Source organism: Nonomuraea spiralis (assembly GCF_014648435.1).
GTDB lineage: Bacteria > Actinomycetota > Actinomycetes > Streptosporangiales > Streptosporangiaceae > Nonomuraea > Nonomuraea spiralis.
Window position 1 is genome coordinate 285,143 of record NZ_BMRC01000009.1, and the last position, 20,407, is coordinate 305,549.

Sequence of the window (20,407 nt, forward strand, 5' to 3'; positions counted from 1 at the left end):
TCATCCTTCTCTTGTCCGCAGATAGCGGGAAGAAGCCTCGTAGGCCCGGTCGATGTAGGTGGATATCTGGGACAGGTCCCGGTAGCGCAAAGGTGACAGCGGCTCGGTGGCCCCGGCCGGCAGCACGTGCACCTCCACCCCCGGCGGCAGCGTGGCCATCTCCTCGGCGAACCGGTGGCGGCGGGCGATCTCGAACGCCACCATCCCCACCTCCCAGAACCGCCTGGGCGCGGTCAGCGGCCGTTCGATCCGGCCGACGTGCAGCACGTAGACCCGTTCGGCCCCGAGCCGCACGGCCCGGCCGACGGGGATGCTGTGCACCAGCCCGCCGTCGAAGAAGTGTTCCCCGCCGATCGCCACGGGCGGCAGCAACCCCGGCACCGCGCACGAGGCCAGCACCGCCTCCACCAGCGGCCCGCTGCTGAACCAGTGGGCCGCGGCCCGCTCGACCGAGGCCGCCACGCACTGGAACGGCACCTCCAGCTCCTCGATCAGCTCCGTGGGCACCGTCGCGGCCAGCACCTCGCGCAGCGGACCGTTGGAATGCAGATGGGTGCCGGTCCTGGCCAGCGTGGACAGCCGGGCCACCCACGACCCGGCGAACGCCGTGCGCACGACGTCGGACCGCCACAACGAGGTCAGCCGGGCGACCGCCCGCGCGGGGTCGGCCGCGACCAGCGCGCCGTTCAGCGCGCCCACCGACGTGCCGACGACCAGGCCGGGCCGGATGCCGAAGTCGTCGAGAGCCCGCAGCATGCCCACCTCGTGCGCGCCGAGCACGCCGCCGCCACCGAGCACGAACGCCGTCTCCACGCATCCCACCTTGCCGCATCCGCGTTGCCGTGTCCCGGAAGGCAACCGGGCTGCGACGCTGCCGACATCGGCCAGTGACCCGGCGGCGCGCCGGCGGGACGATTCCGGCATGACAGCAGCGGTTCAGGCCGAAGGGCTGACCAAGTACTACGGCGACCGGCGCGGGCTCGAAGACCTCACGCTGGAGATCCGGCCCGGCGAGATCTTTGGCTACCTCGGTCCCAACGGCGCCGGCAAGACCACCACGATCAGATTGCTGCTCGACGTGATCAGGCCCACCCGCGGCTCGGTGCGCGTGCTGGGCGAGGATCCGCGTACGGCCGCCGTCCGCTCCCGGGTCGGCTACCTGCCGGGCGAGCTCGCGCTCGAAGGCCGCGACCAGGCCCTCGACTACCTGCGTTTCCTCGGCCGGGTCCGCGGCGGGGTGCCGGGCAGCCGCATCGAGGCGCTGGCCGAACGGTTCGACGCCGACCTGTCGGTGCCGATGCGCAAGCTCTCCAAGGGCAACAAGCAGAAGGTCGGGCTGATCCAGGCGTTCATGCACGAGCCGGAGCTCGTCATACTCGACGAGCCGACCAGCGGGCTCGACCCCCTCGTCCAGCAGGAGTTCCTGGCCCTGGTACGGGAGGTGCGCACGGCCGGCCGGACCGTGCTCATGTCCTCGCACGTGCTGGCCGAGGTGGAGAGCGTCTCCGACCGGGTCGGCATCGTCCGCCGGGGCCGCCTGGTGGCCGTGGAGAACGTGGCGGCGCTGCGCGAGAAGGCGGTACGCCGGATGGAGCTGCACTTCGACGCCCCGGTGCCGCGGTCGGCGTTCGAGGGTCTGCCGGGCGTGCGCGACCTGCGCGTCGAGGGGGCCAGCGTCCGGTGCACGATCGACGGCCGCCCGGACGCCCTGGTCAAGGCCGCCGCCCGGTTCACCGTGGTGCACCTGGTCAGCGCCGAGCCCGACCTCGAAGAGATCTTCCTGACCTACTACAGCGAGGAGGAACGGCACCATGATCGCCAGGAGTCTGCGTGACCACCGGCGGGCCCTGATCTGGTGGACCGTCGGCATCAGCACGTTCATGGCCCTCTACATCAGTCTCTTCAGGAGCTTCAGCGAGGACCCGAGGACGTTCAACCAGCAGGCCATGGCCAAGTACCCCGGCCCGCTCAGGGACCTCATGGGCGGCATGCCGGACCTGGCCTCCGGCGTCAACTTCCTCCAGACGGTCGTCTACCAGCTCTTCGTCCCGATGTTGTTCGTCGTGCTCGCCACGATGCTGGCCAACCGGGCGATCGCCCAGCCGGAGGAGGCCGGGACGCTGGAACTCGTCGTCACGCTGCCGGTGGACCGCAGGCGGCTGGTCCTCCAGCGGTTCTGCGCGCTGGCGCTGGCGCTGCTGGCGGTGTTCGCCGTCACGCTGGCCGTGGCGTGGGCGGCCGGGGACGCGGCCGGGATCGGGGTGCCGTTCGACCGCGTCCTGGCCGCGCACGCCGGCGTGCTGCTGCTCGCGCTGTTCTTCGGCGCCGTGGCCCTGACCGTGGGCGCGGTCACCGGCCGCAGGATGATCGCCTCGTCCGTCGTCGGCGTGTGGGCGGCGGCCGGGTACATCGTCGTCACACTCGGCCGCAACGTGGCGGCCATCTCGTGGCTGAAGTGGGTCTCGCCGTTCCACTACTACGCCGAGGGGCGGCCCCTCTATGAGGGCCTGCCGGTCGGGGACTACCTTGTGCTGGCGGGAGCGACGGCCGTGCTCGTGCTCACCGCGATCCTGTCCTTCGACAGGCGTGACGTAGGAGTGTGATGGTGCTCCCCGAGATGCCCGCCGACCTGCTCGGCGGGCATTGTCAGGCGCTGGCCGCCGCCGCGACCGGGCGCCTGCCCACGCGCGCGGCGCTCGACGCCTGCCGCGCCGACGGCACGCGCGCCGCCGAGCGGGGCGTCCCGCTGCGGACGCTGGTGGACGGCGCGCTCGCCGCCGCCGAGGGCCTGCCGGACGTGCTGCCCGCGCTGCGCAGGGCCGTCTCGGCGCTCATGGAGGGGTACGAACTGGCCCAGCTCGCCGCCATCAGGGGCGAGGAGACGGCCCGCAGGGAGTTCGTCGACGACCTGCTCCAGGGACGGGCCGAGCGGCTGGCCGAGCGGGCCGAGCACTTCGGGCTCCGGCTGGCCGAGTCGTATGTGGTGGCCGCCGCCCGCGGGCTGCGCGAGGGCGACCAGGACCGCATCGAACGTGACCTGATCGCCCGGTTCGGCTCGCACAACGTGCTGGTGGCCGTGCGCGAGGGGCTGCTGGTGTGTGTCGTGCCCGCCACGCTGCCCGCCGCCGTGGGGGAGTTCACCCATCACGTACGCGCCCGCTTCCCGCCCGGCTGGCGGGTCGGCGTGGGCCGGGCACATCGGGGGCCGGGCGGTGTCGTGACCTCGTTCAGGGAGGCGGCCGGCGCGCTGGAGCTGGCCGACGCGCTGCGGCTCGACCTCGACGTGGTCAGGGCCGCCGACCTGCTGGTCTTCCCCGTGCTGCTGCGCGACCGGGGCGCGATCGAGGACCTGGTGACCAGCGTGCTGAGCCCGCTGCTCCGGGCGAGGGGCGGGCACGAGCCGCTGGTCGAGACGCTGGAGGCGGTCTTCGCCGCGCACGGCAACCAGGCGGCGGCGGCCCGCAGGCTGGGGATCAGCCCGCGGGCGGTGACGTACCGGCTGGAACGCATCCGGCGGCTGACCGGCTTCTCGCCCGACGACCCCACCCAGCGTTTCACCCTGGAGACCGCGGTGCTGGGCGCGCGCCTGCTGGACTGGCCCTGGGATCAGTCGTGAAGGGCGAGCCGCAGCCCGAACCCGACGATGACCACGCCGGTCACCCGGTCGAGGACCCGCCGTACCCGGGCCGACCTGAGGACGTCGCTCATCAGCGAGGCGAACCCGATCAGCACCGCGCTCCACACCAGCCCCTCGGCCACGTGCACCCCGGCCAGCAGCAGGCCCATCACCGCGTGCGGCGCCCCCGCCGGGATGAACTGCGGCAACATCGCCACGTAGAAGGCCCCGACCTTGGGGTTGAGCAGGTTCGTGAGCAGCCCGCGCCGGAACCCCTTCCCGAACCCGAACGCCCGCTGCCCGGCCTCCTCCTCGCCGGCCGCGCCCTTGGCCAGCAGCATGCGCACCCCCATCCACACCAGGTACGCCGCCCCAGCCCAGCGCAGGACGTCGTAGGCCAGCCGCGAGGCCGCCAGCAGCGCCGACAGCCCCGCCGCGGTGAGCACGCCCCAGGCGAGCGTGCCGAGCTGGATGCCCAGCACCACCCCCCAGGCCGCCCGCCTGCCCACGAGCAGCGACGTGCGCAGGGTGAGAGCCGTGTCGAGCCCCGGGGTGAGCGTCAGGAGCGCGACGACGGCAGCGAACGACCAAACTGCCGTATTGATGTCCACAAAGGGCGAGCGTAGCGCTAGGGGATGAGCAGCAGCTTTCCGGTCGTACGCCGGGCGGCCAGGTCCTCGTGCGCCCGGCCCGCCTCGGCCAGCGGGTACCGATGGGACACGGTGATCCTGAGCTGCCCGGAGGAGATCCAGCCGAACAGGTCGGCGGCCCGCCAGAGAAGTTCCTCGCGCTCGGCGACGTAATCGACGAGCGTGGGCCGGGTGAGGAAGAGCGAGCCGGCCCGGTTGAGCGCCTGCGGGTCGATCGGCGGCACCGGGCCGCTGGCCGCGCCGTACAGGGCCATGAGGCCGCGCGGGCGCAGCGCCTTCAGGCCGCCGTCGAACGTGGTCTTCCCGACGCCGTCGTAGACGACGTGGACGCGGCCGCGCAGCTCGTCCCCGAAGTCCTCGTAGCTCAGCACCTCGTCGGCCCCGGCCGCGCGGGCCAGCTTCTCCTTCTCGGGTGTGGAGACCGTGCTGTAGACCTTGGCGCCGCGGAGCTTGGCGAGCTGGATCAGCAGCAGACCCATGCCCCCGGCCCCGGCGTGCACCAGCACCTGGTCACCCTCCTTGACCGCGTACGTGGAGTGGGTGAGGTAGTGGGCGGTCATCCCCTGCAACATCGTCGCCGCGGCCACCTCGGCCGGCACGCCGTCGGGCACCGGCACCAGCCGGTCGGCCGGCACCACGGCCTTGTCCGCGTAGCTCCCCAGCACGCCCGCCCAGGCCACGGTGTCCCCGACGGCCACCTCGCGCACCCCGGGACCGACGGCCGAGACCACTCCCGCCCCCTCCGACCCGATCGGGCTGGGCAGGGAGAGCGGGTAGGCGCCGGAACGGTGGTAGATGTCGATGAAGTTGACGCCGCCGGCCGCGACGTCCACGACGACCTCCCCGTCACCCGGCGCCGGGTCGGGACGCTCGACGTACTCAAGAACCTCTGGACCGCCCTGGGCGGAGACGATGATGGCATGCATGCCCCCAGTCAACTCCGCCCACGACCGTGAGTGCCACCCCGGGGCGCCCCCGGCCTGTCGTCACCGTACGCGGGCCAGCGCGCCCGCCTCCAGGGCCACCCAGATCGCCCCGTCGGGCCCGGCCGTCAGCCCGTGGGGCTCCGAGCCCTTGTCGCCGGCCGTGGACGAGGGCACCGAGGGCAGGTCGTGCTCCTCGATCGCGCCGTCGACGGTGATGCGGCCGAGGCGGCCGGCCGCCCACTCGGTGAACCAGAGCGCGCCGTCAGGCCCGGCGACGATGGCGTGGGGACGGCAGCCCCGGTCGGGCAGCGGGAACTCGGTGATCCCGCCGGCCGGGTCGATCCGCCCGACCTGACCGGCGCCGATCTCCACGAACCACACCGCGCCGTCCGGCCCCGCCGTGATGCCCACGGGGGCGGCCCCCTTGGTGGGCAGGGGATGGACGGTGACCTCGCCCGACAGGGAGACCCGGCCGATGGCGTCGCCCTGGTTGATCGAGAACCAGAGCGCGTCGTCGCTCCCCACGGTGATGAAGGCGGGCATGCCGCCCTCGACCGGCACGTCGAAGTCCGAACGGTCGCCCGCGCCGCCGATGCGCCCGATCCGGCCGCTGCCCATCTGGGTGAACCACATCGCCCCGTCGGGCCCGGCGACGATCCCGTACGGCGAGTCGGCCTCGTACGCGGTGACCTCGCCGTCGGCGGTGATCCGGCAGACCCGGCCGCCCTTGCCTTCGGTGAACCACATCGTGCCGTCGTGGCCGGGCACGATGACGCCGGGCTGCCCGTCGGCCGGGTCGAGCTGGTGGATCACCGGCTCGTGACCCGGCACGAGCCTGCCGACGCGGCCCTGGTGCACGAGCGTGAACCAGAGTGCGCCGTCGGCGGCGGTGGCGACGCCGTAGGGCGCGCCTTCGGCGATCGTGATCAACATATGTGTCCCCCTGCCAATCGGATTTCGGTGCCTCGGAAGTGCCGCCTCAGCGCGCGGTCATGCGTGATCATGACCACCGCGCCACGGTAGGCGGCGATCGCGTGGTCGAGCTCGTCGGCCAGGGCCGGTGACAGATGGTTGGTCGGCTCGTCGAGCAGCAGCAGGTCGTGCTCCCGGATCAGCAGCCCGGCCAGCGACAACCGCCGCCGCTGGCCGACCGAGAGCGCGCCCACCTTCTGGCCGAGCACGTGCGGCGGGAAGAGGCCGGTGTCCAGCAGGGCCGCGCGCCGCTCGTCGGCGTAACCGTCGTGCCCGAACGCGGCCGGCACGGCCAGGCCGGGGTCGAGGTCGTCGTCCTGCGCGAGGTGGCCGACCCGGCACCCGGCCCGCTCGGCCATGACCCGCAGCAGCGTGGACTTTCCCGCGCCGTTGGGCCCGCTCACCAGCACCCGCTCGCCGGGCCGGACGGTCAGCGACCCGACGTGCAGCCGGTCGCCGACGTGGACGTCCCGCAGCTCCACCAGGGGCCGGGGCACGCCCGTGGCGTCGGCCGGCGGAGCGGGAGCGCGGAAGGCGGCACGGAAGCGCAGCGGGGCCGGCGGGCGCGGGACCGGGTCGTCCTCCAGGCGGCGCAGGCGCTCGTGGGCGTTGCGCACCCGGGCGGCCACCGAGCTCTGGACGCGGCCCGCGTTGCGGTCGTAGGCCATCTTGTTGTTGTCCTTCATCGCCCGCCCGGCCGCCACGCGGTGGGCGGTGGTGGCGGCGTGCTCGCGCACCTGCCGGACCTCCTCGCGCCAGGCCGCGTACGCCTGCTCCCACCGGGCCCGCGCCGCCGCCTTGGCGGCCAGGAAGCCGCTGTGGCCGCCGCCGTAGCGGGTGACGGAGCCCTCCTCGACCTCCAGGACGGCGGTGGCCACCCGGTCGAGGAAGACCCGGTCGTGCGAGACCACGACCACCGGCCCCCGGTGCCCGCGCAGCCGCTCTTCGAGCCAGGTCAGCGCCGGCTCGTCGAGGTGGTTGGTCGGCTCGTCGAGCAGCAGCGTGGCGGGGTCGGCGGCCAGCACGCAGGCCAGGCCGAGCCGGGCGCGCTCGCCGCCCGACAGGCTCGACAACACCCGGTCGCGGGCGACGTGCGCCAGGCCGAGGCCGTGCAGCGCCCTGTCGATCCGGGCGTCGGCCTCGTAGCCGCCGCGGGCCTCGTAGGCGGTCAGCAGCTCGCCGTACTCGTCCATGACGTCGTCGGTGAACGTCGACTCCAGCTCGCGCAGCCTGCGTTCCATGGCCCGCAGGCCGGCGAGCGCGTGGTCGGCCGCCTGCCGGACGGTGTGGTCGAGCGGCAGGCCGAGGGTCTGGCCGAGGTGGCCGACGTCGCCGGTCACGGTGATCTCGCCGTCGTCGGGCCGCTCGACGCCCGCCAGCAGCCGCAGCAGCGTGGACTTGCCCGAGCCGTTCTCCCCGACGATCGCCAGGCGCTCGCCGGGCCCCGCGGACAGGGACACCCCGGTGAGCACGGCGCGGTCGCCGTACGTCTTGCCGATGTTCCGGACGTTGATCAGGATGGAACTCCAATCGCAACTGTTGTAGCTTTAGTGTTGCACAGCCGGAGCCGCAAACGCAACTGGAGTAGTTTTTGGAGACGAGCAGGCGTCCTGGAGGGCGCAGCGCGCGGGTGCGTGACGCCGTGCGCCAGGCGACCCTGGCCGAGCTGGCCGAGCACGGTTTCCGCGGCCTGACGGTCGAGAACGTGGCCGCGCGCGCGGGCGTCCACAAGACCACGGTCTACCGGCGGTGGGGCAGCGCGGAGGGCCTGATCTCCGACGCGCTGGAGCTGGCCGGGGGCGAGCCGTGGCCGATCCCCGACACCGGCGGCGTCGAGGGCGACCTGCGCGGGGTCGTCCAGCTCGTACGCAGCGGGTTCGCCGATCCCGAGCTCGGGCCGGTGTCGTCGGCGTTCGTGGCGGCGGCCGTGCAGAGCCCGGAGGCGGCGCGGGCGCTCCACGACTTCTTCGCCGCCCGCCACGACCAGTCGGCCGAGGTGGTGCGGCGGGCGATCGCCCGCGGCGAGCTGCCCGGCGGCGTGGACGCGCGGGAGGTGATCAGGGTGGCCGTCGCGCCGGTCTACTACCGGCTGTTCGTCGCGCACGAACCGGTGAGCGAGCAGGACGCCGACCGCGCCGCCGACGCCGCCCTGGCCGCCGCCCGCGCCGGGGTCCTGTAGAGGGCGGGGGAGGCCGCCTACGGCTCCTTCTGCCCCCGCAGCTCGAAGTCGTCGAACGTCATCTTCAGCAGCGACTCGCTGTCCTTGGGCGTACGCGCGAACACGCCCACATGGCCGTTGCCGAGCCCGTTGGGGTCGTCCACCTGCTGCACCCGCTTGTCGTTCACCCACATCGTCAGCCGCACCCCCGAGCCGCGCTGCTCGCACGAGGCCACGACGCGCACCCGGCCCTTCAGCCCGTCCACCTTGGCGGGCTGGGTCAGCGTGCCGCCCGAGCCGTCGTACACGCGGCGGATCCGGGTGTTGCCCGCGGTGTCGAGCCCGAACTCGTAGGAGGTGTCGTCGTTGTCGGAGCTGTGACAGTAGAGGCCGTACTCGCCGTTGCCCGTCGATTCCCGTACCTCGGCGGTGACGCCGACGACCACCGACGACGGCAACATCGGCGTGGGCGTGGCCGAGGGGTCGGGGGTGCCGGTCGGCGTGGCGACGAGGAAGGGGATGGGGGCCTTGGCCCGCTGCTCCTCGCGGTCGCTCCCCACGTCGAGCCCGTACGTGCCGTCCGTGCGGTAACCCTTGCTGCCCGTCGTGTCGGCGTCGTACGTGCCCGTCCAGCCGCCCAAGGTCTGCGTGAAGTCCTCGCGGTAGAGCACGCCCAGGTCGTCGGGCGGCCCGCTCGGGGCGAGCAGCGCCCAGCCGGCCAGGCCTCCGGCCAGGAGCACCGCCGCCGCGGCCGCGCCGATCCCGGCCAGCCGCCCGCGCCGCCGCGCCGCGGCCGGCCGGCTCTCGGTGAACGGCGTGGTGGCGTGCTGCCAGGCCACCTGCACGGTGTGCGCGGCCTGCTCGGGCGCCGCCGAACGTCCCACGAGGTGGTCGAGGAGCTGCTGGGCGGTGGGCCGCGCGGCCGGGTCCTTGCGCAGCGCCGCCCCGACCAGCTCGCGCAGGCCGGGATCGACGTCGTCGAGGTTCGGCTCGGTGTTGAGGACCTGGTAGACGATGGAGGGCAGCGTGTCGCCGCCGAACGGCGCCCGCCCGCTCGCCGCGAACGCGACCAGGCAGCCCCACGAGAACACGTCGCACGCGGGTGAGACCGGCTCGCCCCGCAGCACCTCGGGCGCCATGTACCGGGGCGTGCCGACCAGCTCGCCGGTGCCGGTGACGCCGCCCAGCGTGTCGAGCGCCCGCGCGATGCCGAAGTCGATCACGCGCGGCCCGACGGGGGACAACAACACGTTCGACGGCTTGAGGTCCCTGTGCACCACTCCCGCGCCGTGGATGGCGGTGAGCGCGGTGGCCACGCCGACGGCCAGCGCGTCGAGGCTGGACCCGCGCAGCGGCCCGGACTGGCGTACGGCCTCCTCCAGGTTGGGGCCCGGCACGTACTCGGTGACCACGTAGAGCAGGCTGCCGTCGAGCGCGGCCTCGATCACCGCGGCGGTGCAGAACCGGCGTACGCGGCGGGCGGCGTCGGCCTCCCGGCGGAAGCGCATCCGGAACTGCTCGTGCTGGCTGAGTTCGGGGTTGATCACCTTGATGGCGACCCGCTGACCTGCCGGGTCCTCGGCGAGGTGGACGGTGCCCATGCCACCTCGTCCGAGCATGCTCAGCAGCCGGTAGCGTCCGATCTGGGATATTTCACCGCTCACGGCGGCCCAGCTTACCGATTGGCGGCTATCTGCCGCAGATCTCGCACGCGATGCGCGTACGCCGGGCGTACGACCAGGCCGCGACGGCCATCCCGGCGCCCCAGACCACGTACCCGGGCACGGCCACCCAGAAGAACGCCTCGGGCAGATCCCCACCGGAGAACGGCACGCCCCCGCCGAGCCGTTCGGCGACCATCTGCCCGAGCCCCACCCCGAAGTAGGCCAGCAGCCCGCCGGACACCGCGACCCCCGGCCACAACACCAGCGGACGCGGCACCCGCCGTCCGGCCAGCCAGGGCACCCACCCCGGCCACACCCGCCCGAACCGGTGGACGAGCGCGAGCGGCAGCAGCGTCCCGGCGAGCAGGAACTCCACCTCGAACATGACCGCCCCGGCCCGGTACGGCACCATCTCGAACCCCACGGCCGCCTGCGCCGCGACGCGCCCCAGGCACCCGGCCACGGAGACGTAGGCCGCCGCGAAGGCCCACCCCGGCGTACGGGCCAGCGCCCGGGACGAACGCCGCCCGCACGCCCCGCAGGCCCCTTCGACCCGCCGCCGGTAGGCCCCGGCGGTCCGCCAGAGCAGCACCCCCGAGCCCACGCAGGCCGCTTTGCTGAGCGCCCCCGTCCACGAGAACGGGACGCCGAGCCCGGGGACGACCACGGCCACCACGTCGAGCAGCAGCAGCGCCCCCGACACGACGAGCGCGCCGCCCACCGCCCACGCCAGCGCCGGCGGCGCCCACCGGAGCGGCCCCGCCGGACGCCCGCTGGTCGTCATCACAGCCGTCATCACGACCAGCAGCGACGCGGCGGCGGCGCACAGGGCCACCGCGCCCCAGCCGGTGAACACGATCAGATCGGACCCGACCGGCGACATCCGCTCGGGCATGTGGCCGAGCTCCCAGTAGACGCGCAGACCTCCGTAGAGGACCACCAGCGCGAGCGCCGCGGCGGGCGTCCTGACGTTACCCATGATCGGGATCCTGCCGGGGCCGGCGAACCCGTCCCTCCCCTGCGGGGGCCGTCCTCATCCCCCGTGCGGGGGAGCGCCGCGCAGCGAGGCGCGCACGCGGGCGAGCCCGTGGCCGGGGTCCACCACCAGCACGCGGCAGCCCGCGGCGGTGGCGGCGGCGACGCCCGCCGGGCTGTCCTCGACGGCCACGCACCGCGCCGGAGCCACCCGCAGCCTGCGGGCCGCCTCCAGGTACGGCTCCGGGTGCGGCTTGCCGCGCGCCGTGTCCCCGTCGGCGATCACCAGGTCGAACGTGTGCCCGAGCCTGGGCAGCACCAGCTCCACGATGCCGCGGGGAGAGGCGGTCACCAGAGCGGTCGGGACGGCGGCCGCGGCCAGCTCGGCCAGCAGCTCCGGCGCCCCCGGAACGACGGTCAGCCCCGCCCTGACCCGCTCGGCGAACGCCTCGGTGAGCGCCCCCGCCACCTCCCGCACCCCCAAACCGTCGGGTGCCGCGACCAGGTGTGCGGCCGTGTCGCCCACCGCGCGGCCCGTCACGTACGGCGCGTCGGCCGCCGTCAGCGGGCGCCCGAGCGACCGGGCCACCGCCGCCACGGCCTGCCACCAGAGCCCTTCGGTGTCCACCAGCGTGCCGTCCATGTCGAACAGCACCGCGTCGAACAGCACCGCGTCGAACGGGACCGCGCCGGCGAACGCCTCAGGCATCGGCGGACAGGACCGGCGCGGGCGCCGTGACCGTACGGGCGGCCACCAGTACGGGCCGCTCCACCAGCCGGACCGTGACCCGCGCCCCCGCCCCCAGCCGGGCCGCCTCGTGCCCCGGCACGTCGGCCAGGACCTCGCCGCCCGCCAGCGACAGCCGCAGCCGCACCGAGGCGCCGCGGAAGGAGGCGGCCACCACCTCGGCCGCGCCGTCGGGGTCGGGCGTGACCCGTACGGCCTCGGGCCGGATCAGCACGTCCACGTCGGGGTCGGCGGGCACCGGGCCGTCCACGGGCAGGAGCTGGCCGAGCACGGTCACGGCGTCCCCGGAGACGCGCCCGGCCAGGTGGTTCATGGCCCCGACGAACTCGGCGACGAACGGCGTGGCCGGGCGGTCGTAGACCTCGGCGGGCGGCCCGCACTGCTCCAGCCGCCCGTCGCGCAGCACCGCGACCCGGTCGGCGATCGACAGGGCCTCCTCCTGGTCGTGGGTGACGAAGACGGTGGTGATGCCGAGGTCGAGCTGGAGGCGGCGGATCTCCTCGCGCAGCGCCACCCGTACCTTGGCGTCGAGGGCGGACAACGGCTCGTCCAGCAGCAACACGCGCGGTTCGAGCGCGAGGGCGCGGGCCAGGGCGACGCGCTGCTGCTGGCCGCCGGAGAGCTGGTGCGGGAAGCGGTCGGCGTGCGAGGGGAGCCCGACGAGTTCGAGCAGCTCGGCGGCCCTGGCATGCCGTACGGCCGCGGGCGCCTTGCGTACGCGCAGGCCGAAGGCCACGTTGTCGCGGGCGTTGAGGTTGGGGAAGAGCGAGTACGACTGGAAGACCATCCCGGCGTCGCGCTTGTTGGCCGGCACGTTCGTGATGTCCTTGCCGTCCAGCAGCACCGCGCCGGAGTCGGGCCGCTCGAACCCGGCCACGCAGCGCAGCGCGGTCGTCTTGCCGCAGCCCGAGGGCCCGAGCAGGGCCACGAACTCGCCGGGGGCGATGGTCAGGTCGAACCCGTCGAGCGCGACCGTCCTGCCGAACACCCGGCGCAACCCGCGGAACTCCACCTGAGCGGTCATGATTTCTTCCTTCCACTGAAGACGGTGGAGACGGCGAGCAGCAACGCCCAGATGAGCAGCAGGCTGAGGATGGAGACCGCGACGGACAGCTGCCCCTTGGAGCCGGAGACGGTCACGATCCAGACCGCGAACGGCTCGTACCCGAGCAGGCTGGCCACCGTGTACTCGCCGAGCACCAGCGCGAGCGTCAGGAACGACGCGCTGGCGAGGGCCGAGCGCAGGTTCGGCACCACGACCCGCAGCAGCACGTGCGGCCAGGACGCGCCCAGGTTGCGGGCGGCCTCGACCAGCGTGCGCACGTCCATGGTGCGCAGCCCGGCGTCCAGCGAGCGGTAGACGAACGGCAGCACCAGCACCACGTACGCGAGCACCAGCACGACGGGCAACCCCGGGTCCTGGATCGCGATCAGCGTGCCCCAGAACGGCGTCGGCGCCAGTATGTCGGCCCCGTCACGCAGCGAGGTCGTCAGCCCGGCCACGAACGTGATCGGCGGCACCACCAGCGGCAGCGTGCACAACACCTCCATCACCGGCCGCAGCCGCGGCGCGAACAGCCGTACGGCCAGCATGGCCGGCAGCGCCAGCAGCAGGACCAGCACGATCGTCGCCGCCGCGAGCGAGAGCGACATCAGCAGCGAGCGCGTGAAGCCCTCGGCCGTCAGCAGCTCGCCGTAGGCGGAGAACGACACCCCGGTCGCCGGATTGTGGATCGTGTACCAGAGCGAGGCCCCGAGCGGGATCAGGAAGTAGGCGGCGGCGAACAGGAACACCAGGCCGCGCCACCAGCGGGGCCGCGCGGGCGGCTTCGCCGCCGCCGAGACGACGGGCTCCAGCCCGGTCAGCGCAGCCATCGCGAGCTCCTCCTCTGCAGCGGCAGGTAGATCGCCATCACCAGCCCGGCCACCACGATCATGTCGAGGCTGAGCGCCAGCGCGATGTTCTCGTAGCCGACCAGCACGTCACCGGTCAGCGCGCTGGCGATCTTCAGGGTGACCAGCGGCACGACGGTGCCGACCATGGCGTTCGCGGTCGCGTACGCCGAGAACGCCGAGCCGAACAGCAGCACGACCCCGCCCAGCATCGCGGGCGTGAGCACCGGCAGCGCGACGAAGCGCCAGTAGTGCCAGGCGGTCGCGCCGCTGTTGGCGGCGGCCTCGCGCCACTGGGGACGCAGCCCGTCCAGCGCCGGGGCCATGACCAGCACCATCAGCGGGATCGCGAAGTACAGGTAGACGATCACCAGCCCCCAGAACGTGTACAGCGACCCCGAGGGCAGCCCCACCAGGCCGCTGATCACGCCCGAGTTGCCGAGCGTGGCGATCCAGAAGAACGCCAGCGGCACCCCGCCGAAGTTGGCCAGCACGCCCGAGGCGGTCAGCACGGCCTCGCGCAGCAGCGTGAAGCGCGAGGTCACCACGGCGTAGGCGAGGAACGTGCCGAGGACGGCCCCGGCCAGCGCCACCACGGCCGACAGCTTGACGCTCCCGGCCATGGCGACGAGGTAGCCGCCCTGGAGGCTCTGCGCGAGGTTGGCCAGGCTCGGCCGCCCCTGCGCGGTGAACGCCCCCGCCACCAGCGCGATGGCGGGGACGCCGAAGACGAGGGCGAAGAAGGCCAGCAGGGGCACGGCCCCCGTCCAGCCCCTGGAACGCGAGCGGGTCATCCCGAGATCGCGGCGTCCCAGCCGCCGGCCAGCTTGGCCTTGGCCGCGTCGACCTGCTCGGGCGTGGGGAACTCGGGCGTGCCCTCGACCTGGGGCAGCTTCTCGGCCAGCGCCTTGTCGATCGTGCCGTCGGAGGTCATGGACGGCAGCAGCACCGGCCGGGCGAAGCCCTTGAGGTAGAGGTTCTGGCCCTCGGCGCTGTAGAGGTACTCCTGCCACAACCTGGCCGCCGCCGGGTGCGGGGCGTCCTTGTTGACCGCCTGGGCGTACATCTGGAAGTACTTGCCGTCGGTCGGGACGTTCACCTTCCAGTCCAGGCCCTTGGCGGCCATCTGGGGGGCGTAGGCGGCGTTGTTGTAGTCCCAGTCGATGCTGATCTGGGTCTCGCCCTTCTCGATGGTCGCCGGGGTCGTCTCGACCGGGTTGTAGTTGCCGGCGTCCTTGAGCTTCTTGAAGAAGTCGATGCCGGGCTGGATGTCGTCGAAGGAGCCGCCGTTCGCGATGGCGGCGGCGTACACGCCGGCGAAGGCCGAGCCGGACTTGGTCGGGTTGCCGTTCATCGCGACCTTGCCCTTGTACTCGGGCTTGAGCAGGTCGGCGTAGCTGGTCGGGCAGTTGGCGATCTTCTTGGCGTCGCAGCCGATCGAGACGTAGCCGCCGTAGTCGTTGGTCCAGAGCCCGGTCGGCTCCTTCTGACCCTCGGGGATCTTGTCGAACACCTGCACCTTGTACGGCGCGAACAGCCCTTCCTTGGCGCCGCTGATCGCGAACGACTGCCCGAGGTCGAGCACGTCGGGGGCACGGTCCTGGCCCTTGCGGGTCTTGACCGCGTTGATCTCGTCGGCGCTGGCCGCGTCGGGCGTCTCGCTCTCGATCTTGATGCCGTACTTGGCCTCGAACGACTTGATGATCTCGCCGTAGTTGGCCCAGTCGGGCGGGAGCGCGATGACGTGGAGGTTGCCCTCCTTCTTGGCGGCCTCGACGAGCTTGTCGAAGCCACCGAAGTCGGCGGCGGAGGCGGCGGTCGCCGCGTTCGTCCCGCCTTCTGTCGCCTTGCTGGTCTGCTGGCTGCTCGGAGCGGCGCCACACGCCGCGGTGACTACGGTAAGGGCCGCGATGACGCCGGCCGTACGGGCGCGAGGTGTGAACACGTCGCCTCCACTCTCCGGGGGGTGTGGAAAGAACTTAGGGGAACTTGTACAAACAAGCGAGCACTAGTAAGTCGCATAAACATTGCTGTTTCGTGAATGGAGAAGGTCGCGAATGGTTGCGCGCTATGAACGGATAGCCGATGAGCTGCGGGATGACATCCTCGCGGGCGCGTACCCGGTCGGTTCCCAGCTCCCGAGCGAGGCCGAGCTGGCCACCCGCCACCGGGCGGCGCGCGGGACCGTACGGCAGGCGGTGGCCGTACTGGTCGCCGAGGGGCTGGTGGGGTCCAGACAGGGCGCCAGGCGCATCGTGCTCGGCAACGCGCGCAGCCAGAGCTTCGCCGAACTGCACAGTTTCGCCCAGTGGGCCAGGGCCAACGGCTACCGCATCGGCGGCCAGGTGATCTCGCAGCGCCGCCGGGCCGCCACCGCGCCCGAGTCCGTCAGGCTCGGCGGGGAGGACGTGCTGGAGGTGCTGCGCCTGCGCTCGCTGGAGGGTGAGCCCGTCCTGGTCGAGCGCACCGTCTACGCCGGATGGGTGGCCCCCGCCGTCGAGGCGCTCCCCGCCGACTGCGCGTCCGTCACCGAGGCCCTGTACGACTCCGTCGGCCTGGTCTTCGCCTACGGCGAGCACCTCATCGACGCCGTGCCCGCCGGGGCCGAGGACGCCCGCCTGCTGGCCGTGCGGCGCGGCAGCCCGCTCCTGCGCCAGCGCCGCGTCACCACCACGCACGAGGGCCGGCCGGTGGAGTCCTCCGACGACAGGTACCGGGCGGGCAGCGTCACCTTCAGCATCCGCAACTCGATCGGCGCCAACCCGCTCACGAGACGGGCGGGCGACTTGCGCTTCGGGCCGTAAGAACATATGTTCGATACATAAGCGCCCGTCTTCCCCCGGGTGGCTCAGCATACGAACCAGAGCCGCGGGGAGAAGCGTCTTGAGCAGACTCTATGGCGATCCGATAGAGGTGTGGACCAGAGACGGCGAGCCGACCCAGTTCGTCTGGCGCGACCGGCTCTACCTCGTCCGCGGCGTGCTCGACCACTGGGTCGTGGCACGCGAGTGGTGGAAGACCGGCGAGGGCGACCCCGGCGAGCGCCGCTTCTGGCGGGTGGAGGCCAGCCCGGGGCGCGAGGTCGGCTCGTACGAGCTGCGTTACGACACCGCCGGCGACGGCTGGCTGCTGCTGCGGGCGTGGGACTGATGGCGCCCCCGTTCCCGCACCTCAACGTGGCCTCGGCGTACTCGATGCGGTACGGCACCGCCTTCCCGCGCGCCCTGGTGGACCGGGCCTCCGAGCACGGCATGGACATCCTCGCCCTGACCGACCGCGACGGGCTCTACGGCGCGGTCAAGCACGCCCAGGCGTGCGCGGAGGCCGGGATCGCCCCCGTGCTCGGCGTGAACCTGGCGCTCGACGTCCCGGCCTCCGCCCCGGTGCCCGGCCTCCGCCCGCCGCGGCCGAGGACCGGGCCCGGCGCCGAGGACCGGGTGACCGTGCTGGCGCGCTCCGGCGGCTGGTCGCGGTTGTGCCGCCTGGTCACGGCCGCCCACCACACCGGCGAGCGGGGGGCGCCCAAGGTGACCCGCGAGCTGGTCGGCGCCTGGGCCGGGGCCGACGGCGGCGACCACGGGTTCGGCGCCGAGGACGGGCTCGTCGTACTGCTCGGGCCGCGTTCCGACGTCGGCCGCGCGGTGGCCGAACGCCGCGACGAGCACGCCAGGACGCTGCTCGGCCTGTGGCGCGCCGCCGTCCCCGGCGTGGTGATCGAGCTGGTCGACCAGTACGGCTTCCGCGACGCCACCACGGCCGTCCGCATGCTCGGCCTGGCCGAGTCCGCCGGCGTGCCGGCCGTGCTGACCAACGCCGCCCGCTACCTCGACCCGGCCGACCACCAGGTCGGGGACGTGCTCGACGCGGCCCGCCAGCTCGTCCCGCTGCACCCGCGGCACCTGGAACGCACCACCTCGCACGCCTACCTCAAGAGCACCAAGGAGATGTGGCAGGTGGCGGTCAAGGTCTGCGGCGCCGACCGGGAACGGGTGGCCCGGCTGCTGTTCACCACCAGGCGCCTGGCCGAGGCGTGCTCGATGGACCCGCTGCGGCTGCTCGCGCTCAGGAACGACCCACCTGACCTCAACCTGCCCGAGATCGGCCGCGATCCCGTGCCGCTGTTGCGCAACCGCGTCGAGGACGGCCTGGTCAGGCGCGGCCTCGACCGCTCGGCCGAGGCCAGGGAGCGCCTGCGGGCCGAGCTGGACGTCATCGAGCGCAAACGCCTGTCGGGCTACTTCATCGCCGTGGCCGGCATCACCGACATGATCCGCGGCATGGACATCCGCTGCGCCATCCGCGGTTCGGGCGCGGGCAGCCTGGTCAACTACCTCATCGGCATCGGCGAGGTGAACCCGCTCGAACACGGCCTGCTCATGGAGCGTTTCCTGTCGGAGGGACGCATCGGTCTGCCCGACATCGACGTGGACGTGGAGTCCGCCCGCCGCCTCGACTGCTACAAGGCCATCTTCGAACGCTACGGCGAGGCCCGCGTGGCCTGCGTGTCCATGATGGAGACCTACCGGGCGCGCAGCGCCATCAGGGACGTCGCCGGCGCGATGGGCCTGCCGCCGCACGAGATCGACGCGATCGCCAAGGCGTTCCCGCACATCAGGGCCAGGCAGATCACCGCGTCCCTGGCCGACCTGCCCGAGCTGCGCGAGAGCCGGCTCGGCGAGGTCGGGCTCGACCGGGTGTTCCGGCTGGCCGAGAAGCTCGACGGGCTGCCCAGGCACATCGCGCTGCACCCGTGCGGCGTGCTGGTCGGCAACTCGGCCCTGCGCGACAGGACGCCGGTGGAACGCAGCCTGCTGGAGTTCCCCATGTCCCAGTTCGACAAGGACGACGTGGAGGAGGCCGGGCTGCTCAAGCTCGACGTGCTGGGCGTACGGATGCAGTCGGCCATGGCGTACGCGCTGAGCGAGATCAGCCGCGTGGACGACATCGAGGTCAGGCTGGACGAGCAGAGCGGCGACGACCCCGGCATCGAGTACGTCCCGCACGACGACCAGGACACCTACGACATGATCTGCGCCGGCCGCACGCTCGGCTGCTTCCAGATCGAGTCGCCGGGCCAGCGCGAGCTAGTGGCCAAGCTGGAGCCGCGCAGGATGCACGACCTGATCGTGGACATCTCCCTGTTCCGGCCGGGGCCGGTCAACTCCGACATGGTCACCCCGTACCTGGAGGCCAGGCACGGGTGGCGGCAGCCGTACTATCCGCACCGGCGGCTGCGCGAGGCGCTGAAGGAGACACACGGCGTGGTGGTCTTCCACGAGCAGGTGCTGAAGATCATCTCGGTGATGACGGGCCGCGACCTGTCCTTCGCCGAGACGTTGCGGCGCACCCTCGCCACACCGGAGGGCCGCGACCGGGTGCGCAAGACGTTCGTGCCGATGGCCAGGGCCAACGGCTTCGACGACGCGGCCGTGGAGCGGGCCTGGAAGGTGCTCGACGCGTTCGGTGCCTTCGGGTTCTGCAAGGCGCACGCGGCGGCGTTCGCGCTGCCCACCTACCAGTCGGCCTGGCTCAAACGGCACCACGCGGCGGCGTTCTTCGCCGGGGTGCTCACCCACGAGCCCGGCATGTACCCGCCGCGCGTCATCATCGACGAGGCCCGCCAGTGCGGGGTCGAGATCCTGCCGCTGGACGTCAACAGGTCGGGCCGCGACTGGCGGGTGGAACGGCTCGGCCCGCGCCCGGCGCTGCGGCTGCGGGTGAACCCGTCGGAGCTGAGGGAGGAACGACGCCCGGTGCGGCAGGAGTTCGAGGTCGGGGAGATCGGCCGCGGTTACGCGCTGCGGGTGCCGTTCTCGGCGATCAAGGGGGTGAGCGAGGCGGAGGTCGAACGCATGGTGGCCGGGCAGCCGTACACGTCGCTGGCCGACTTCTGGGACCGGGCCCGGCCCTCGCGCCCGACCATCGAGCGCATCGTCCAGGTCGGCGGCCTCGACGCGCTGCACGACCTGCGTCCGGGCGGGCCGCGCTGGCGGCCCGGCGAGCTGACCCGGCGCGACCTGATCGCCCAGGTGGGCGCGCTGGAACGGGCCTCCTCGATCGGGGTGCGCTCGGCCGCGCCCCGGTCCAGGCGCTACACCGCGCCGCCGCCCCGCCCCCGAGCCGAGCAGCCGTCCACGCAGCTCCCGCTCGGCTTCAGCGAGCACCTGCCGCCCGGCGAGCTGCCCGAGATGACGGAGACGGAGATGGTCGAGGCCGAGCTGGAGATCCTGGGCATCGACGTCAGCCGGCACATCATCAGCTTCCACGACGAACTGCTCGACGCGCTCGGGGTGGTGCGCTCCAGAGACCTGCTCGCCCAGCGCAACGGCGCGGAGGTGCTGGTCGCCGGGGTGAAGGTGGCCACCCAGACGCCCGCCGTACGGTCGGGGCAGCGGGTCATCTTCACCACGCTCGACGACTCGACCGGGCCGATCGACCTGACGTTCTTCGAGTCGGTGCAGGGCAGGTGCGCGGCGACGGTGTTCGGCTCGTGGCTCATGCTCGCCAGGGGAGTGGTCCGGCGTACGGGGGCCCGCGCGGTCTCGATGCGCGCCGTGGACTGCTGGAACCTGGCCGACCTGGACGCGCTCTGGCGCGCGGAGGGCGTCGAGGCGGTCCGCGCCCTGCTCGACCAGGCCCCCGAACAGCGGGCGGGCGTCGGCGGACGCCGCATCGAGTACGCCAACGGCTTCAGGCTCTCGCCCTACTCCGACCTCGGCCCGGCCATCGCCACCCCGCCCCGGCAACTCTGGCACGCCAGCTCCGGCAGCTCCGGCCCGACAGCGGCCTGACCCTCCAGGCCGGC

The 20,407-nt window shown here is 73.1% G+C and carries 19 protein-coding genes; 7 read left to right on the plus strand and 12 right to left on the minus strand.

The window, feature by feature from the left end:
* The gene (locus tag IEZ27_RS24135) at positions 1 to 813 is read right to left on the minus strand and encodes a patatin-like phospholipase family protein (RefSeq protein ID WP_229824276.1); all 813 of its coding nucleotides are present in this window, start codon (positions 811 to 813) and stop codon (positions 1 to 3) included.
* Between the two features lie 109 nt (positions 814 to 922).
* Here IEZ27_RS24135 and IEZ27_RS24140 point away from each other — a divergent pair, with 109 nt between their 5' ends.
* From IEZ27_RS24140 to IEZ27_RS24150, 3 genes are read left to right on the plus strand one after another with little or no spacing between them, the layout of a single operon-like run.
* Entirely contained in the window at positions 923 to 1,834 is a 912-nt protein-coding gene (locus tag IEZ27_RS24140) for an ABC transporter ATP-binding protein (RefSeq protein WP_189649322.1), read from the plus strand.
* Entirely contained in the window at positions 1,812 to 2,603 is a 792-nt protein-coding gene (locus tag IEZ27_RS24145; protein WP_189649323.1) for an ABC transporter permease subunit, read from the plus strand. Before IEZ27_RS24140 ends, IEZ27_RS24145 begins: the two co-directional genes overlap by 23 nt.
* On the plus strand, positions 2,603 to 3,616 hold the full coding sequence (locus IEZ27_RS24150) for a PucR family transcriptional regulator (protein ID WP_189649324.1): 1,014 nt from the start codon (positions 2,603 to 2,605) through the stop codon (positions 3,614 to 3,616). Before IEZ27_RS24145 ends, IEZ27_RS24150 begins: the two co-directional genes overlap by 1 nt.
* On the opposite strand, the gene IEZ27_RS24155 is transcribed toward IEZ27_RS24150, so the two are convergent.
* Genes IEZ27_RS24155 through IEZ27_RS24170 form a run of 4 tightly spaced genes read right to left on the minus strand, consistent with a single transcriptional unit; the run spans position 3,607 to position 7,684 of the window.
* A complete protein-coding gene (locus IEZ27_RS24155; RefSeq protein ID WP_189649325.1) occupies positions 3,607 to 4,227 on the minus strand; it encodes a LysE family translocator in 621 nt (206 codons plus the stop codon). The genes IEZ27_RS24150 and IEZ27_RS24155 overlap by 10 nt on opposite strands.
* Positions 4,228 to 4,244: 17 nt before the next feature.
* Positions 4,245 to 5,192: a quinone oxidoreductase family protein gene (locus IEZ27_RS24160; RefSeq protein WP_189649326.1), complete on the minus strand. Its 948-nt coding sequence runs from the start codon at positions 5,190 to 5,192 to the stop codon at positions 4,245 to 4,247.
* 60 nt (positions 5,193 to 5,252) lie between these two features.
* Positions 5,253 to 6,125 carry a Vgb family protein gene (locus IEZ27_RS24165; protein ID WP_189649327.1) on the minus strand — a complete coding sequence of 291 codons (873 nt, stop codon included), beginning with the start codon at positions 6,123 to 6,125 and terminating at the stop codon, positions 5,253 to 5,255.
* Positions 6,119 to 7,684 (minus strand): ABC-F family ATP-binding cassette domain-containing protein, encoded by a 1,566-nt coding sequence (locus tag IEZ27_RS24170; RefSeq protein WP_379478606.1) that lies wholly within the window; start codon positions 7,682 to 7,684, stop codon positions 6,119 to 6,121. The genes IEZ27_RS24165 and IEZ27_RS24170 overlap by 7 nt, the downstream gene beginning before the upstream one ends.
* Before the next feature lie 71 nt (positions 7,685 to 7,755).
* Between IEZ27_RS24170 and IEZ27_RS24175 the strand changes: the two genes are divergently transcribed.
* A complete protein-coding gene (locus tag IEZ27_RS24175; RefSeq protein ID WP_229824277.1) occupies positions 7,756 to 8,343 on the plus strand; it encodes a TetR/AcrR family transcriptional regulator in 588 nt (195 codons plus the stop codon).
* A gap of 17 nt (positions 8,344 to 8,360) precedes the next feature.
* Here IEZ27_RS24175 and IEZ27_RS24180 read toward each other — a convergent pair whose 3' ends face one another.
* The 7 genes from IEZ27_RS24180 to IEZ27_RS24210 are packed head-to-tail and all read right to left on the minus strand — an operon-like array spanning position 8,361 to position 15,547.
* Complete coding sequence (locus IEZ27_RS24180; protein WP_229824278.1) at positions 8,361 to 9,986, minus strand: serine/threonine-protein kinase; 1,626 nt, start codon at positions 9,984 to 9,986, stop codon at positions 8,361 to 8,363.
* 25 nt (positions 9,987 to 10,011) lie between these two features.
* Positions 10,012 to 10,965: a hypothetical protein gene (locus tag IEZ27_RS24185; protein WP_189649329.1), complete on the minus strand. Its 954-nt coding sequence runs from the start codon at positions 10,963 to 10,965 to the stop codon at positions 10,012 to 10,014.
* 54 nt (positions 10,966 to 11,019) lie between these two features.
* Positions 11,020 to 11,670, minus strand: a complete 651-nt coding sequence (locus IEZ27_RS24190; protein WP_189649330.1) for an HAD family hydrolase — start codon at positions 11,668 to 11,670, stop codon at positions 11,020 to 11,022.
* The gene (locus IEZ27_RS24195; RefSeq protein WP_189649331.1) at positions 11,663 to 12,733 is read right to left on the minus strand and encodes an ABC transporter ATP-binding protein; all 1,071 of its coding nucleotides are present in this window, start codon (positions 12,731 to 12,733) and stop codon (positions 11,663 to 11,665) included. Before IEZ27_RS24195 ends, IEZ27_RS24190 begins: the two co-directional genes overlap by 8 nt.
* Complete coding sequence (locus tag IEZ27_RS24200; protein WP_189649332.1) at positions 12,730 to 13,584, minus strand: ABC transporter permease; 855 nt, start codon at positions 13,582 to 13,584, stop codon at positions 12,730 to 12,732. Before IEZ27_RS24200 ends, IEZ27_RS24195 begins: the two co-directional genes overlap by 4 nt.
* Entirely contained in the window at positions 13,572 to 14,396 is an 825-nt protein-coding gene (locus IEZ27_RS24205; protein ID WP_125636337.1) for an ABC transporter permease, read from the minus strand. Before IEZ27_RS24205 ends, IEZ27_RS24200 begins: the two co-directional genes overlap by 13 nt.
* Complete coding sequence (locus tag IEZ27_RS24210; RefSeq protein ID WP_189649333.1) at positions 14,393 to 15,547, minus strand: ABC transporter substrate-binding protein; 1,155 nt, start codon at positions 15,545 to 15,547, stop codon at positions 14,393 to 14,395. The genes IEZ27_RS24205 and IEZ27_RS24210 overlap by 4 nt, the downstream gene beginning before the upstream one ends.
* A 112-nt stretch (positions 15,548 to 15,659) precedes the next feature.
* Here IEZ27_RS24210 and IEZ27_RS24215 point away from each other — a divergent pair, with 112 nt between their 5' ends.
* From IEZ27_RS24215 to IEZ27_RS24225, 3 genes are all read left to right on the plus strand, one after another.
* Entirely contained in the window at positions 15,660 to 16,406 is a 747-nt protein-coding gene (locus IEZ27_RS24215; RefSeq protein ID WP_125636339.1) for a GntR family transcriptional regulator, read from the plus strand.
* Positions 16,407 to 16,485: 79 nt separating this feature from the next.
* Entirely contained in the window at positions 16,486 to 16,752 is a 267-nt protein-coding gene (locus tag IEZ27_RS24220) for a DUF6504 family protein (protein ID WP_185844741.1), read from the plus strand.
* Complete coding sequence (locus IEZ27_RS24225) at positions 16,752 to 20,393, plus strand: DNA polymerase III subunit alpha (protein ID WP_189649334.1); 3,642 nt, start codon at positions 16,752 to 16,754, stop codon at positions 20,391 to 20,393. The genes IEZ27_RS24220 and IEZ27_RS24225 overlap by 1 nt, the downstream gene beginning before the upstream one ends.
* Positions 20,394 to 20,407 lie beyond the last annotated feature (14 nt).